Annotated in this window: 17 protein-coding genes and 1 pseudogene; 11 read left to right on the top strand and 7 right to left on the bottom strand. The window is 64.9% G+C overall.

Going from position 1 to position 14,305, the window contains the following annotated elements:
* The 4 genes and pseudogenes from kasB to A9W95_RS17665 all read left to right on the top strand — a co-directional run.
* Positions 1 to 770, top strand: a pseudogene (gene kasB / locus A9W95_RS17680) (3-oxoacyl-ACP synthase KasB); the annotation flags it as partial.
* 86 nt (positions 771 to 856) lie between these two features.
* Entirely contained in the window at positions 857 to 1,120 is a 264-nt protein-coding gene (locus A9W95_RS17675; RefSeq protein ID WP_067415469.1) for a hypothetical protein, read from the top strand.
* A 90-nt stretch (positions 1,121 to 1,210) separates the two neighbouring features.
* Positions 1,211 to 2,143 (top strand): SAM-dependent methyltransferase, encoded by a 933-nt coding sequence (locus tag A9W95_RS17670; RefSeq protein WP_067415467.1) that lies wholly within the window; start codon positions 1,211 to 1,213, stop codon positions 2,141 to 2,143.
* A complete protein-coding gene (locus A9W95_RS17665) occupies positions 2,140 to 2,769 on the top strand; it encodes a class I SAM-dependent methyltransferase (RefSeq protein ID WP_067415466.1) in 630 nt (209 codons plus the stop codon). The genes A9W95_RS17670 and A9W95_RS17665 overlap by 4 nt, the downstream gene beginning before the upstream one ends.
* A 2-nt stretch (positions 2,770 to 2,771) precedes the next feature.
* On the opposite strand, the gene A9W95_RS17660 is transcribed toward A9W95_RS17665, so the two are convergent.
* Positions 2,772 to 3,809: a B12-binding domain-containing protein gene (locus A9W95_RS17660; protein ID WP_067415464.1), complete on the bottom strand. Its 1,038-nt coding sequence runs from the start codon at positions 3,807 to 3,809 to the stop codon at positions 2,772 to 2,774.
* On the bottom strand, positions 3,797 to 5,104 hold the full coding sequence (locus A9W95_RS17655) for a PP2C family protein-serine/threonine phosphatase (protein WP_253851692.1): 1,308 nt from the start codon (positions 5,102 to 5,104) through the stop codon (positions 3,797 to 3,799). Before A9W95_RS17655 ends, A9W95_RS17660 begins: the two co-directional genes overlap by 13 nt.
* Before the next feature lie 335 nt (positions 5,105 to 5,439).
* Between A9W95_RS17655 and A9W95_RS17650 the strand changes: the two genes are divergently transcribed.
* The 4 genes from A9W95_RS17650 (at position 5,440) to A9W95_RS17635 (ending at position 8,842) form a co-directional block, all read left to right on the top strand.
* Complete coding sequence (locus A9W95_RS17650; RefSeq protein ID WP_067415462.1) at positions 5,440 to 5,871, top strand: nitroreductase family deazaflavin-dependent oxidoreductase; 432 nt, start codon at positions 5,440 to 5,442, stop codon at positions 5,869 to 5,871.
* A gap of 201 nt (positions 5,872 to 6,072) precedes the next feature.
* A complete protein-coding gene (gene htpG, locus A9W95_RS17645) occupies positions 6,073 to 7,998 on the top strand; it encodes a molecular chaperone HtpG (RefSeq protein WP_067415460.1) in 1,926 nt (641 codons plus the stop codon).
* A gap of 14 nt (positions 7,999 to 8,012) precedes the next feature.
* Entirely contained in the window at positions 8,013 to 8,609 is a 597-nt protein-coding gene (locus A9W95_RS17640; protein ID WP_172826644.1) for a DUF998 domain-containing protein, read from the top strand.
* Between the two features lie 29 nt (positions 8,610 to 8,638).
* A complete protein-coding gene (locus tag A9W95_RS17635; protein ID WP_067415458.1) occupies positions 8,639 to 8,842 on the top strand; it encodes a hypothetical protein in 204 nt (67 codons plus the stop codon).
* Between the two features lie 17 nt (positions 8,843 to 8,859).
* Here the strand turns inward: A9W95_RS17635 and A9W95_RS17630 are convergent, their stop codons facing one another.
* Complete coding sequence (locus A9W95_RS17630; RefSeq protein ID WP_067415478.1) at positions 8,860 to 9,828, bottom strand: aldo/keto reductase; 969 nt, start codon at positions 9,826 to 9,828, stop codon at positions 8,860 to 8,862.
* A 28-nt stretch (positions 9,829 to 9,856) separates the two neighbouring features.
* Positions 9,857 to 10,168, bottom strand: a complete 312-nt coding sequence (locus tag A9W95_RS17625; RefSeq protein WP_082983150.1) for a hypothetical protein — start codon at positions 10,166 to 10,168, stop codon at positions 9,857 to 9,859.
* Between the two features lie 331 nt (positions 10,169 to 10,499).
* Between A9W95_RS17625 and A9W95_RS17620 the strand changes: the two genes are divergently transcribed.
* Positions 10,500 to 11,261, top strand: a complete 762-nt coding sequence (locus tag A9W95_RS17620; RefSeq protein WP_172826645.1) for an SDR family oxidoreductase — start codon at positions 10,500 to 10,502, stop codon at positions 11,259 to 11,261.
* 15 nt (positions 11,262 to 11,276) lie between these two features.
* Here A9W95_RS17620 and A9W95_RS17615 read toward each other — a convergent pair whose 3' ends face one another.
* Entirely contained in the window at positions 11,277 to 11,855 is a 579-nt protein-coding gene (locus tag A9W95_RS17615; protein WP_082983154.1) for a PaaI family thioesterase, read from the bottom strand.
* A gap of 129 nt (positions 11,856 to 11,984) precedes the next feature.
* On the opposite strand from A9W95_RS17615, the gene A9W95_RS17610 reads away from it, so the two are divergent.
* Positions 11,985 to 12,347, top strand: a complete 363-nt coding sequence (locus A9W95_RS17610; RefSeq protein ID WP_082983153.1) for a VOC family protein — start codon at positions 11,985 to 11,987, stop codon at positions 12,345 to 12,347.
* On the opposite strand, the gene A9W95_RS17605 is transcribed toward A9W95_RS17610, so the two are convergent.
* Positions 12,344 to 12,730: a MauE/DoxX family redox-associated membrane protein gene (locus A9W95_RS17605; RefSeq protein ID WP_067415472.1), complete on the bottom strand. Its 387-nt coding sequence runs from the start codon at positions 12,728 to 12,730 to the stop codon at positions 12,344 to 12,346. The two genes, A9W95_RS17610 and A9W95_RS17605, sit on opposite strands and share 4 nt — an antisense overlap.
* A gap of 107 nt (positions 12,731 to 12,837) precedes the next feature.
* Between A9W95_RS17605 and A9W95_RS17600 the strand changes: the two genes are divergently transcribed.
* On the top strand, positions 12,838 to 13,272 hold the full coding sequence (locus A9W95_RS17600; protein WP_067415445.1) for an SRPBCC family protein: 435 nt from the start codon (positions 12,838 to 12,840) through the stop codon (positions 13,270 to 13,272).
* A gap of 3 nt (positions 13,273 to 13,275) precedes the next feature.
* Here the strand turns inward: A9W95_RS17600 and A9W95_RS17595 are convergent.
* A partial coding sequence (locus A9W95_RS17595; RefSeq protein WP_067415442.1) for an amidase occupies positions 13,276 to 14,305 on the bottom strand: 1,030 nt, incomplete at its 5' end.

Raw genomic sequence — 14,305 nt, 5'->3', positions numbered from 1 at the left:
GGGTCAACACCTTCGTCTCGGCGTGTGCATCAGGGTCGGAGGGCATCGCGCAGGCGTGGCGCAACATTGTCTTCGGTGAGGCCGACATCGCCATCTGCGGCGGGGTGGAGACCAAGATCGAGGCCGTGCCGATTGCCGCGTTCGCCCAGATGCGCATCGTGATGTCGACCAAGAATGACGACCCCGTGGGTGCCTGCCGCCCGTTCGACCGCGACCGGACCGGTTTCGTGTTCGGTGAGGCCGGCGCGTTGATGGTCATCGAGACCGAAGAGCACGCCAAGGCCCGCGGCGCCAACATCCTGGCCCGCTTGATGGGGGCTAGCGTCACCTCCGACGGCTATCACATGGTGGCGCCAGACCCCAACGGCGAGCGCGCCGGACATGCGATGAGCCGGGCGATTCAGCTTGCTGACCTCACGCCGGGAGACATCGACCACGTCAACGCGCACGCCACCGGGACTTCGATCGGCGACGTGGCCGAGGGCAGAGCCATCAACAACGCGCTGGGCAGCAACAAGCCCGCGGTGTACGCACCGAAGGCGGCGCTGGGTCACTCGGTGGGCGCCGTCGGCGCCGTGGAATCCATCCTGACCGTGCTCGCGTTGCGCGACCAGGTCGTTCCGCCCACGCTGAACCTGGAAAACCTTGATCCGGAAATCGACTTGGATGTGGTGGCGGGTAAGCCGCGGCCGGGCGAGTACAACTACGCGATCAACAACTCATTCGGATTCGGCGGGCACAACGTAGCGCTGGCCTTCGGCCGGTATTAATCTGCGTCGAATTTCCTGCGAGCCGGCCAACTCGAGAGCACAATCGAATCCACCAGAATATTGCCGGAAAACTGGGTGAGGTTCGCATGAGGCATTTGCGGCTGCGTAGCGCAATCGCGGCGATCGGTGTCGTTTCGGGATCGCTTTCGCTGGGCGGAATAGCCGCACCGGCGGTCAGCCGCGCCGACGACGACTGCGCGCCCGGCTGGGCCTGGAGCGTGGACTTGAACGAGTGCGTTTGGGTGTTGCCGGCGGCCAACGGTCCCGGTGGGCCGGGAGGCCCCGGCGGCCCGGGTGGTCCCGGTGGACCGGGCGGTCCCGGCGGGCCGGGCGGGCCGGGACGGCACTAGGTCGTCCGCGGTGACGCGCTTCACAGCTGCGTCACAGCCATAGTGGTTAAGCTGGCTAAGTATCCGTCACTCTGACAATGGAGAACAGCCGTGCCACGCACAGACAACGACACCTGGGACCTGGCAACCAGCGTGGGTGCGACGGCGACCATGGTGGCTGCCGCCCGCGCGATCGCGACCAACGCCGACAACGCCCTGATCGACGACCAATACGCCGAACCTCTGGTTCGCGCCGTCGGCATCGACTTCTTCACCCGCTGGATCACCGGTGACCTCGCCGCCGCCGACGTCGACGACGAAGAGTCCGGATGGAAGCTCGAGCACATGCCCGACGCGATGGCCGCACGCACCCGCTTCTTCGACTCATTTTTCCAGGACGCGGCATCGGCCGGCATTCGCCAGGCCGTCATCTTGGCCTCAGGTCTGGATGCCCGCGCGTACCGATTGGCTTGGCCCGCGGACATGATTGTGTTCGAAGTGGACCAACCCCAGGTCATCGACTTCAAGACGACCACCTTGCAAAGCCTTGGCGCGGCCCCGAAAGCGGACCTGCGTACCGTCGCCATCGACCTGCGTCAGGACTGGCCGCAAGCGCTGATCGATGCCGGTTTCGACACGGCCGCGCCGACCGCCTGGATCGCCGAAGGCCTGTTGGGCTATTTGCCGCCGGATGCTCAGGATCGCTTGATGGACAACATCACTGCGCTGAGCGCGCCGGGCAGTCGGTTAGCGGTCGAAGCGATCCCGGATCGGCCGCAGCAGGACATCGAGAAGGCCAAGGAGATGATGCGCCGGGCCACCGCCAAGTGGCAGCAGCACGGGTTCGAATTGGATTGGGAGGAACTCGGTTTCGAGGGTGAACGCAACGACGTTGCGGTCTATTTGGGCAACCTCGGATGGCGGACCAAAGGCACCCAAATGAGCCAACTGCTAGCTGACAACGGTCTTGCCGTGGTCCCGCAGAACAATGACTCCGTCTCCGTGGCCGATACCCTTTACTACTCCTCGGTACTGGGTGAATGACCGCACCGCAGCGCCGCGTTCTCAATGACACGGTCACCGGGCTGTTCAGCCTGTTGTCACCGGCCTACGACCTGCCGTTCCTGCAGCGGTGGGTCTACCGGCCCCCGCACGACGAGGTGATCGCCCGGTTGCGCGTCCACAACGCTCGCAGAATCGCTGACATCGCCTGCGGTACTGGCGTTCTCACCACGCGGTTGGAGCGGGAACTACACCCCGATGAAATCTACGGTGTGGACATGTCCGACGGCATGCTCGAAAAGGCTCGCGCCAAATCCAACCGGGTGCAATGGCTACGAGCACCCGCCGAGCGACTACCGTTCGACGATGGTTCGTTGGACGCCGTGGTGACAACTTCGGCGTTTCACTTCTTCGATCAGCCGGCGGCGCTTCGCGAATTTCATCGGGTGCTAGCTCCCGGCGGGTTGGTCGCCGTATCGGCATTGAGTGCGCGGCAGTCCATGCTGCCCTCGGCCAGCAGATGGAAGCCGCAACACAACGTTCCGCCAGCGCAACTGCGCTCGTTGTTCGAAGACGCGGGATTCACCATCAGCGACCAACACCGCATTCCGCGTCCGTTGTGGACGCGCGCCATTTCCGACTTGATCACGGTCGGTATCAAGGGCTGACCTCACGCCCTGAACAAGCCGGTCGCAAAGTGCGTGGTCACCAGCCTGCTCGCTAGGGGGTACTCCCGCAACACCTGAGCAAGCACACCGGCCAACTCCCCGAGCATCATCTCGTCACCGCCGCGGGTGCGAACCAGGTCGGCCACCCAGGCCGCGGTCTGCGGAATCGGGCGGTGGTCACCGGTGAGCAAGGTGGCCGAAATCGCGTGCAAGATTTGGTGTAAGACGTCGTCAGCGATGTCCAGCACACTGTGCAGGGTGTCGGCCTGTGCAGTGGTCACTGCCGCTACCAGTGACCACCGCTCGCGCAGCATCGCCACCAGTCGGCGGTGATCTTCCTCCAAAGACGCCTGTTCTGCTGCCGCAGCGTCAGGCAACGGTGCGGCGGGCTCGACAACGGCGGGCAAGCTGTCCATCGCCGCGATGGCACCGTAGGCGTCGCGCGCCCATGCGGTTGCGCCCAGCGCGCGGGCCCGCACATCGTCGTCGCCAAAAGCCGGGCCGCCGACCAAGATTGGGACACCGACCGCCGTGCTGGCCTCGATGAAGCGACGACAAGTCGCCAGGGAACCCAGCACCGAGCAACTCACCGCCACCGCGTCCGGTCCGAAGTCCTGCAGATGTTGATTCAGCCGTAGGGGATTGGTTGACGCGCCCAACAGCGTTGTCTCCCAACCAGCTGAGCGCAGCGCGCAGTTGATGATCACGGCCGGCAAGGCGTGCCATTCCCGCTCGGCGCACGCCACGACGACGGTGCCGCGGCTCACCGGGAACTGCTCGACGTGTTCGGCGATGACCTTGGTCGCGGTGATTGCCATGGCGGTGGCGGCGTGCTCCTGGGCAACGGTCCATTCGCCACGCTGCCAGCGCCTGCCCACTTCGCGCTGAGCGGCGGCAATGACATCGGTGAGTACTGCGACCGGTTCGGCGCCTGCGGTCAACATCTCCTGCATCAGCCCGATGACGGCCTGACTGTCTCCCTTGGCCAGCGCGTCGTCGTATCGCTGGAGCGGTTTGGCAGGAACGCTCACCTGCAGCATGTCACGGCAAGCAACGCCATGTCATCGTGTGGACGGCCGTCGAGGTGTTCAATCACGTCCTGCTCGACCACCTGGCAGATGACGTCGGGACCGGCGGCGGCATAGGCCGAGAGCAGTTCGACCAACCGATCGACGCCGTACTGGCCGTCGGGGCCCATCGCCTCGTCGATGCCATCGGTGAACATGAGCATGGTGTCATCGGGGTCCAATTGAACGGTCACCGGTTCATACTGCGGGTGCGCCAACACCCCCACGGCGGCGCCGCGCACGTTGACCTGTTCGACACGTCCGTCGGCGCGCACCACGATAGGGCCGGAGTGCCCGGCCGAAGCCAAGTGCAACTGCAGGCCAGCGCCTGCAACATGCCGCATACGCGCGCACAGCACCGTCACCAATTGAACCGTGCCCGGATCGCGCATCACGGTGTTCAGCGCACCCAGCACCGACTCCGGTCGCCGGTCGAAATACGTTGCCGTGCGGATGCTTTGGCGCATCCGACCGGTGAGGGATGCCGCCTCGACACCCTTGCCGCAGACGTCGCCCAGGCAGATCGTCCAGTCGCCGTCAGCGCCGTGAACGTCGTAGAAATCGCCGCCAATGTCGAGGTGTTCGACTGCCGGCCGGTACAACGACGCCATATCGACACCGTCGATGCGCGGCAACGTCGGCGGCCGCAAGCTGTGCTGCAGCACTTCGGCGACCCGCGCGCGGTCTTCGTATAGGCGCGCGGAGTCCAGCGCCACCGCCGCGCGTGCGGTGACGCGGTGGATGACCGCAACGGTCTCGTCGTCGAAGCGGCGTCCCTCGCTGCGGACCATGATCAGGGCACCCAGGGTGGTCCCACGGGCGGTGAGGCCGACACCGAGTACGTCGGCGGGTCGAAGGGTGGCGGCCTCTTCCATCAGACGCGGATGGGGGATCAATGCGCGCAGGCTGCGCTCAGTGTCGACGGAGTCCGCCACGTGAACCAGCTCGGCACGGCCGGTCCGCAAAACTCGGCCCAGCCCTTGGGAGTCAATGCTGCGGCGCGAAATGACCTCGTGAAAGCCCGTGTCGTCTCCGCCGACAAGCAACAATCCGCCTGTTCTGCTGTCCGGCAGGACCAACATCGACCAATCGGCCAGTCGCGGCCGGATCATCGTCAGCAGCAGCAACGCGGTTCGGCGGAGGTTGAGCGAACCGGAGAGCCCGTGTCCCACCTTTTCTACAAGCTCGTCGCACTCTTGAGGCGACAGCGCCGCGGGCGGCTCGATGTATGTCACCTCCTGGTTGAGGGAGGTTTGCTTGGAACGCACAGCACCACATTTCCCGCCCGCTATGAGCGTCGGTATTTCACTGCGAACGGCTGGTCGGTGGTGGGACGGTCCAACGGGCTGCGCATCGAGGCGATACCGATCCAAATCGCAACCGGACGGTTCAGGGCTGGGACCTCAACCCAATAGCCAATCTACGCATTTCGGCTGCAATGCGCTACCGCCAGTAACGCATAAATCGAGATGGAGTCGCCATTCTCGCCGCGAGTACCAACGGGCCGTAGGTGACTGTGCGGAGCCCGACGGCGATGGATCACCGGGTGATCGCTGCCACCTGGGCGCCTGCGACCGGTAGGCCGGCATGCCAGGATGGGGCAATGGCCGACGACGCGTTGGGTGAAGAGCGCGAATTCAACGAGCGCAACATCGAAGAGTTCCGCCGCAACGGGGGCAAGGTGGGCGGACAGTTCGAGGGGTTTCCGCTGCTGCTGTTGACGTCAACGGGCGCGAAAAGCGGAGCGGCACGAGTGAATCCGGTCGCCTACTTCGATATCGACGGCAAGATCTACATCGTCGGCTCCGCTGCCGGCCGGGAGAAGAGTCCTGGATGGGTGCACAACATCCGCGCCCACCCGGAGGTGACGATCGAGATCGGCTCGGATCCCCCGAAGGTGGCCAAGGTTCGTGAGTTGGCACGCGACGAACGCGACTCGATCTACCGGATCGTCGTTGAACGCGCACCCGGGTTCGGCGAGTACGAGAAGCGAACGGATCGGCTCATTCCGGTATTCGAGCTGGCCGTCGACTGACGCGGTCTCAATCAGATGACCGCCGTCTCGGCCAGCATGCGCCGCTGGCGCTATCGCGAGGCGCGCGACCACATCGTGGCAGAGATGGCCGTGGCCCCGACTACTGGGCGCCGGTCGCAGCTATAAAGGGTGTTGACCCCCAGCCCATGGGCGGATCGCAGCTGGCTAGATTTTGACGCGACGTCGGCGGAGAGGAATGTGATGAACGCGCGTGTCGAGCAGTTGGAGTTCCAGGCTGAGGCCCGACAACTGCTGGATTTGATGGTCCATTCGGTGTACTCCAATAAGGATTCTTTTCTGCGGGAGCTCATCTCCAACGCCTCAGATGCCCTGGACAAGGTCCGGCTGGAAGCGCTGCGCAACAAAGAACTGGACGTTGACACCTCCGACCTGCACATCCAGATCGAAGTCGACAAGCCGGCGCGAACCCTGACCATTCGCGACAACGGCATCGGCATGACCCGTGACGAAGTCGTCGATCTGATCGGCACTTTGGCCAAGTCGGGTACGGCTGAACTGCGCCAGCAACTGCGTGAAGCCAAGGGAGAGGGCGACTCCGAAGAGCTCATCGGGCAATTCGGCATTGGTTTCTACTCGTCGTTCATGGTGGCCGACAAGGTTCAATTGCTCACCCGCAAAGCCGGTGAAAGCGAAGCCACCCGGTGGGAATCCAGCGGTGAAGGCACCTACACCATCGAATCCGTCGAGGGCGCCCCACAGGGCACCACGGTCACCCTGCATCTCAAGCCGGAAGACGCCGAGGACGAACTGCACGACTACACCTCGGAGTGGAAGATCAAGAGCTTGGTCAAGCAATACTCCGACTTCATCTCCTGGCCCATCCGGATGGAGGTGGAACGCCGGACGCCTCCGGCTGAAGAGGGCGGCGAAGAAGTCGTCACCCTGGAGACCGAGACCCTCAACTCGATGAAGGCGCTGTGGGCCAGGCCCAAAGACGAGGTGTCCGAGGAGGAGTACAAGGAGTTCTACAAGCACATCGCGCACGCCTGGGACGACCCGCTCGAAGTCATCTCGATGCGGGCCGAGGGCACCTTCGAGTACCAGGCGTTGCTGTTCATCCCGTCGCACGCCCCTTTCGATCTGTTCAATCGGGACGTCAAAGTGGGCGTTCAGCTGTACGTCAAGCGAGTATTCATCATGGGCGACTGCGATCAGCTCATGCCCGAATATCTGCGTTTCGTCAAAGGTGTCGTTGACGCACAAGACTTGTCGCTCAACGTTTCTCGAGAAATCCTCCAGCAGGATAGGCAGATCAACGCCATCCGCCGCCGGTTGACCAAGAAGGTTTTGTCCACCATCAAGGACATCCAGTCCGAGCGTCCCGAGGACTACCGCACCTTCTGGACGCAGTTCGGCCGGGTCCTCAAGGAGGGACTGCTCTCCGACTTCGACAACCAGGACACCTTGCTGAGGGTGGCGTCGTTCGCGTCGACGCACAGCGAAGAAGAGCCCACCACACTGGCCGAGTACGTCGAGCGAATGAAGGACGGTCAGACCCAGATCTTCTACGCCACCGGCGAGTCACGGCAGCAACTGCTCAAGTCGCCACACCTGGAAGCGTTCAAGGCCAAAGGGTACGAGGTGCTGCTGCTGACGGACCCGGTCGACGAGGTCTGGGTGGGCGTGGTCAACGAGTTCGACGGCAAGCCGCTGCAGTCCGTCGCTAAAGGCGAGGTGGACCTGGGTTCCGACGAGGACACGAGTGCAGCCGAGCGCGAAGAGCAGGAGAAGGAGTTCGCCGGTCTGCTCGCCTGGCTGAAGGAGACACTGAGCGACCACGTCAAGGAAGTGCGGTTGTCCAGCCGGCTGACCGAGTCACCGGCCTGCCTCATCACCGACGCTTTCGGGATCACCCCGGCGTTGGCGCGGCTGTACCGGGCGTCTGGCCAGGAGGTTCCGGTGGGCAAGCGCATCTTGGAACTCAACCCAGCCCACCCGCTCGTCACCGGTCTGCGTCAGGCGCACCAGGACCGCAGTGACGACCCCTCGGTTGCTGAGACCGCCGAATTGCTCTATGGCACTGCGCTTCTCGCTGAGGGGGGCGCGCTCGAGGATCCGGCGCGGTTCGCCGAATTGCTTGCTGATCGATTGGCTCGCACGGTCTAGGGCACGCGGCCACCGTGCCGGCGCGCCGGAAAGCCGGCGCCGTCGCGTGGATTGCGGCGACGCTCGGTTACCTCAGTTTGGAGTTCGCCGCCGCCGGGGCCATGCCGGGCTACAGCTACGCCGACAACTACATCAGCTTGCTGGGGCTGCCGGCCCGCTCGCCCCGAGCCGGGCTGATGAACGCGGCGTTCGGTGCGCAGGGTGTGCTGCTCTTGTTCGGCGCCCTGCTGCTGGCGCGCGGCCGACGTACCGGCTTATTCATAGGTTTGGTCGCGGCCAACACCGTGGGCAACATCGTGGTGGCGACGGTGCACAGCGGGTCGGTGTGGCACGGATGCGGAGCCGTGTTCGCGATCGCCGGAGGCAATGCCGCGATCCTGACCGGGGCTCGGTGCCTACCCAGACCGGCCGACGCGCAGTGGTACCGACGCGTCTCCGACTGCGTTGCCGGCCTGGGATTCGTCGGCCTGGTGCTGTTCCTGCGGTATGCGTCCAGCAACACGAGCGTGCCCTGCGTCGGAGTTTGGGAACGCCTCAGCGTCTATTCAATCTTGCTTTGGCAGGCTCTGACCGCCGCGTTGCTGCTGCGAGGGGACCGTCGCGGCGATTGAAACCGGTGAAGACGGGATAAACAGTGCGGATGCCGGAATTTCGAGCTATCTCGCCCCGAGGCGAGATTGTTGCGACGAAGAACTTCGAGTGCGCGGAGGACGCTCACGCTTGGTTCATGTCTGTCGCCGGCCACGCCGAGCGCGGCTGGCGAATGCAGGTCAGTGACGAGGGCGAATGGGCATACTTCGATGACACGGGCGGCTTCACCGCCCCAGCGAGCCGACATCTGTAAGCAGTGTCGGCCCGCGGTCAGCGGCGCAACTTTTCGCGGACCAGATCGGTGAGGAAGCGCCTCGCCGACACGGGTCGAAAGGCGCGCGCTGCGTCGGTGAGCGCGTCACGCGCGGCGGGACTGAGTTCGATGTCGGCGGCCGCTACGTTGAACTCGAGCTGTTCGACGCTCGACGCGCCCGGTATCGCGACGACGCCAGGCAAACTGATCAGCCACGCGAGCGCCACCTGAGCCGGCTGCGCACTCACCTCGGCCGCGACATCGCGCAACGTTTGAAGCAGCGGCTCGATGCGCCGCAGGTTCTCGGTTCCGAACAGTGGGTTGACGGCGCGGACGCCACCAGGACGGTTCTCCACGCCGTACTTGCCGCCCAGTAGCCCTTGGGCCAACGGGCTGTAGGCGATCACAATGCGGTTCTCGCGCTCGGCGAATGGGACCAGATCGTCGAGCGCGCCGGGATGGGCGAGCGAGAAGTGAACCTGGTTACTGATCACCGGACGGCCGAGCGCCGCGTCGGCTTTCTGCCACCGCTCCAAGGAGTAGTTCGAGACCCCGGCCGCGCCGATGGCGCCTGAGTCGAGCAGATCCCGCATGCCGGGCATGATCACCGTGTCGGGGACCACCGGATTCGACTGGTGAATTTGGTAGAGCGGGATGCGGTCAAGCTGCAGTCGCTGGGCGCTGGCGCGCTCCCGTTGTTTGATTACTGCGGGAAACGGCGCGACCGGAAATATCTTGCTGGCAACGGCGACTATGGCGCGCTCGTCGCCGAGGGCTTCGCCCAGTATTCGCTCGCTTTTCCCCAGGCCGTAGACCTCTGCGGTGTCGAACAGCGTGACGCCCAGGGCAAGAGCGCGTTGGACGATGTCACGAGCCGGTCCGGAGGCGTAATTGTCACCGTAGCCCCACTCGCGCGATCCGAACTGCCATGTGCCGAGCCCGATTCGGCTGACTTTGCCGACTCCTTCGACGTCCAGAAATTTCATGATGACCACCCTACCCAGGCCCGCGCGCTCAGCTTGTGGGCGGCGGCGCTGGATGGTCCGAATGCTCGGCGTGCCAACGCAGTTCTGCCCGGCGAACCTTGCGGTGTGCATGGGCGAGCCACCCGAACCCGGCTGCTCCCAAGATGACCGCCATGATTACTGCGACGGTGCCACCGACCGTGCTGCCGGTCGCGAATGCGAACAGGCCCACGATCAGGGCGACGACACCTGCGCCCACGCCGACCAAGCCGAGACCGTGCGGGCCGTTCTTCAGGGTTTCGCCGGCGTTCTGACGAGTGGTGCGATGGTGATCAGCTGGGTCGTCTTTGGGCAAACTCAACTTCGCTCCTTTGACAATGAGGACTAGACCAAGGTGTTTGGCTCGCGTGTCGAAGCTACGTCTCGACAGCGGGGGCAACCGGCACCAATGCGCTGTCGGCGTCGTCGCTGGCACCGCTCGACATCGTGAACCTTTACCCGCTGGTCAGAGGGGCTAAACGCCGCTGGGGCCCGGTCGGCATCGTTTGTGTCCAAGTCGGTCGAATAGCCGGACCGTGACGGGTCAAACACGCCCCGGCCGACGGTCCGGTTCAAACATTTGCTCCGCCCGACGACGTGCGGTCGAGGCCGATATGACATGCTCGCCTGCGGAGGGCGATATGTCTCGAACTGTGGTGATCGGTGCGTCCAGTGGGTTGGGGCGCTGCATAGGTGTCGGGCTAGCACAACGTGGGCATCAGGTGGCGCTGCTGGCCCGGCGACGTGAGCGGATTGCGGCCGCTGCGCAGGAGGCAGGAACGGGCGCGGTCGCCGTCGAATGTGATGTCACCGACGAGGTCTCGTGCCGGTCGGCGGTCGAGGAGGCCGCACGGGCTCTCGGCGGTATCGACAATGTCGTGTACACCCCGGCCATCAGTCCGCTGGTCCGCATGGTGGACACCGATGCCGACACCTGGCGGCGGGTGTTCGACACCAACGTCATCGGTGCCGCGCTGGCCACCGCCGCCGCGGTATCGCACCTGACGGCGTCGGGCGGCAAGGTCGTCTACCTGTCGTCGGATGCCGGCACTTTCGGTCCGCCGTGGCCCGGGTTGGGCGCGTACGGAGTCAGTAAAGCGGCGCTGGAAAGGCTCGTGGAAGCCTGGCGAGCCGAGCATCCGGAGATTGGGTTCACCACCCTTATCGTCGGCGAGTGCGCCGGCGGGGAGGGTGACGCGCAAACCGGAATGAATTTCGGCTGGGACCCCGAACTGGCTATGAAGGCCTACCCGCTGTGGGTGTCGCGGGGCTGTATGCCAGGCAAGCTCATGCCGGTCGAAGACTTGGTGGAAGTCGTACACACCATTCTGCGCACCACTGCCGCCACGTCGATGCCCGTGGTCATCGCCCGTGGTGCCCCGGCAACCGCCGGAGCGGTACTCGACGGCGGGTAGCCGTTGGTCACCGGTTCAGCTCCGGGGATGGATGAAGACGCCTTCGGCGGACACCGTGACGCCCTCGGCGTCGCTGATCTCTCCGGCCGCGAACGTCTTGACTCCCTCGACCCGTTCGACCCAGGCCTTGGCGCTCAGCGGTCGATTCAAGGCTGTCTTGCGGTGGTAGCGCACCGTCAGTGTCCCGGTATAGGCCGGCCGTCCCGGTTGGTGCGCGGTCGCGCCCAGGATGTGGTCCAGGACCATGGCGGAAACCCCGCCGTGCACATGTCCCGATGGTCCCTCGTAGGCGGCGCCGAGGACGAAGTCCGTCCACACCGAGCCGTCGCTTTCGCGATGCACGATGAGTGGGGGAGCCGATGGATTGCGCGCTCCCACAACGATATTGCCCGATGCGATGCCCTGACCGTCGTCGACCGCACGTACACCGAACGATCCCGGCATCAGTGCCGCACTGAGCTGGTCTGTCACGCCATCGATCTGAGCGGTGGCCGCGGCGATGACGTCGTGGTCCACTTCGGTGCGAATGGTTGCGTCAATCAGTCGCCGCACCGCGATCGCCAGCGACTCATAGATCGGTGACGAATCAGTCATTGCGGCAAAGGAATCGACCATGCCCGTCACGATAAAGGTCGGTTCAGCTAGGGCGATGGTCAGGTAATTCACCGGGCCGATCAGACACCGCCGGAAGGCAGTGATGACAGACTTTCTGCTGTGGCTGAAATTCACTTCAACTCGGTAGCACCAATCATTCCGGTCGGCGACTTGGACATTGCTCTCGACCGCTACCGTCGACTCGGGTTCGACGCGCGCAGTTACGAAGGTCCGGAGCGGTACGGTTTCGTCGACCGAGGATCGGTTCAGCTGCACCTCACCGAGTGGGACGAACACGATCCGCTGCGAACAGCCGCCAGCGTGTACATCTACATCGATGACGCAGACACATTGCATGCGGAATGGAAAGCGCTCGACGGACTCCCGGGCCGGTTGATCCGGCCGCAGGACACGCCTTACGGCCTGCGAGAATTCGCCTATATCGATCCGGACGGCACGCTGCACCGGATCGGGTCACCGCTGAACCGCTAGCTGTGTTGCCGAACCTTCATCGCTGCGGTGATCATTGGAAACTGCAGCGGCAGCCGGGCTATCGCGATAAGCCGCAGGTACCAGGGCTTATCCCACCACAAACGCACCATGTTCAGGTTGCCCGGAAACACTGCGAGGAAGAGGGCGACGGCCGCAGTGGCACCCAATCGACGGGTTCGCCGAGGCAACAGCAGCGCGGCGACGGCGAGCTCGGCGACTCCCGATGCGTAGGTGTAGAACCGCGGGGTTCCCGGCAGCTCAGCGGGGATAATGTCGTCGAACGGTTTGGGCGCCAGGAAGTGCAGTGTGCCCACGCCCAGCAATAGCGCCGCAATTCGGTATGCGCCGGTCGTGCCGGGGTCACGCGTTGATTGGCTTGTCATGGTGCCCATTGTGTCGTGCGTCGTCGGCACCGGCTGAGGCGGCGTTACGATCCTTCGATGTGCGAGCCTGGCGAACGGGTGGAACCGCAACTGAGGCAGGAGATGTGATGGTCGAGATACATGTGGAACGCACCATCGCCGCGCCGGTCGAAGCGGTATTCGACTGGCTCGCCGATCCGGCCCACCTGGCCGCCGCGCCGTTGGCGTTGAAGGCCGGATACCGGAAAGACTCACCACCTCCCGGCGCCGGGGCGGTGCGTGAGGTGATCGGCGCGGGCATGTGGTTCCGGGAAGACATCACCGCCTACGACCGGCCGCACAGCTACTCCTACCTCATCGTCCGCTCAGTCCCGGCGTTCAACCATGACGGCGGCACGCTGACCTTCACTCCCACCAGCGACGGCACACACGTCGACTGGCTGACCAATTACACCCATCCCGGTTACGCCGGCGGCAGACTCATGCAGGCGGTGAGCCGCCCGCTGCTCCGCAGCAGCTTCCAATCGATCCTCGCCGCCTGCGCAAAAGCGTTGGAGCGCTGAGTCTTACAGGTTGGGCCGACGGTCAGCCCACGGCCGCGCCTGTTCCAGCTGGGCTGCCAACCGAATCAGCTGACCCTCCGCGCCCAGCCGCCCAACGAATTGAACGCCGATCGGCAAATTCTCGGCGGTCCAGTGCAACGGGACGCTCATCGCAGGTCGGCCGGTGAGGTTCGCCAGCTGCGTGTAGGGCACCCAGCCGAGATTCTCAGTGATCAGCTGGTCGACGATCGGGGTGTACCGCAGCAATCTGGCGACTCGAGCGGTGAGCAATCCCTGCTGCGCCAGCCGCAGCACCGGCGGGACGTCGAACGCGCCGATGCGTGGTGGTGGCGTCGCAGTGGTCGGGGTCAGGAGCAAGTCGTGAGACGCGTGGAAGTCCGCGAGCCGGCGGACGTGCTCATGGCGACGCTCGATCGCGCGGACCAGATCCACCGGATTGGTCGCGCGGCCCAACGATGCCATCAGCCGGGTGTCGAGTTCGAATCCTGAATCGTCGCTCCCGCTGGCGGCCTTGGCTTCGTCGACCGAAAAGGCGCAGTAGACGAACCAACTGGTGAGGAAGTCCTTGGCGAGCGCCGCGTCGTCGTGCGGGGCTTCGGCCAGCTCCACGACCTCGTGTCCGAGCTCACTGAGCACCTCGGCCGCCGCAGCGACCGCAGCGAGAGCTTCGGGGTGCGGGGTGGCATTGATCGAACTCGCGGTGCACACTCCGACGCGGAGCCGGCCGGGGTGTTGGCCCACCTCGTCGGCGTACGTGCCTGGTGGATTCGCGGGGAGGTACGGCGACACCGGTGTGGGACCGGTGAGTATGTCGAGCATCGCCGCGCTGTCCCGCACCGACCGGGAGACCACCCCGTCGGTCGCGCTGCCCCCCAACGGCTCCCCATGCACGGGACCGGAGGGAATCAATCCGCGGGATGCTTTCAGACCGAACAACCCACAGGCCGAGGCCGGAATCCGAATGGAGCCGCCGCCGTCGCTGGCGCCCGCACAGGGCACGATGCCGGCCGCGACCGCGGCGGCCGCGCCGCCG

It is taken from the genome of Mycobacterium sp. 1423905.2 (assembly GCF_001673155.1).
Classification (GTDB): Bacteria; Actinomycetota; Actinomycetes; order Mycobacteriales; family Mycobacteriaceae; genus Mycobacterium.
Note: the sequence above shows the minus strand (reverse complement) of the source record. Positions and strands in the feature narration are given on the sequence as shown.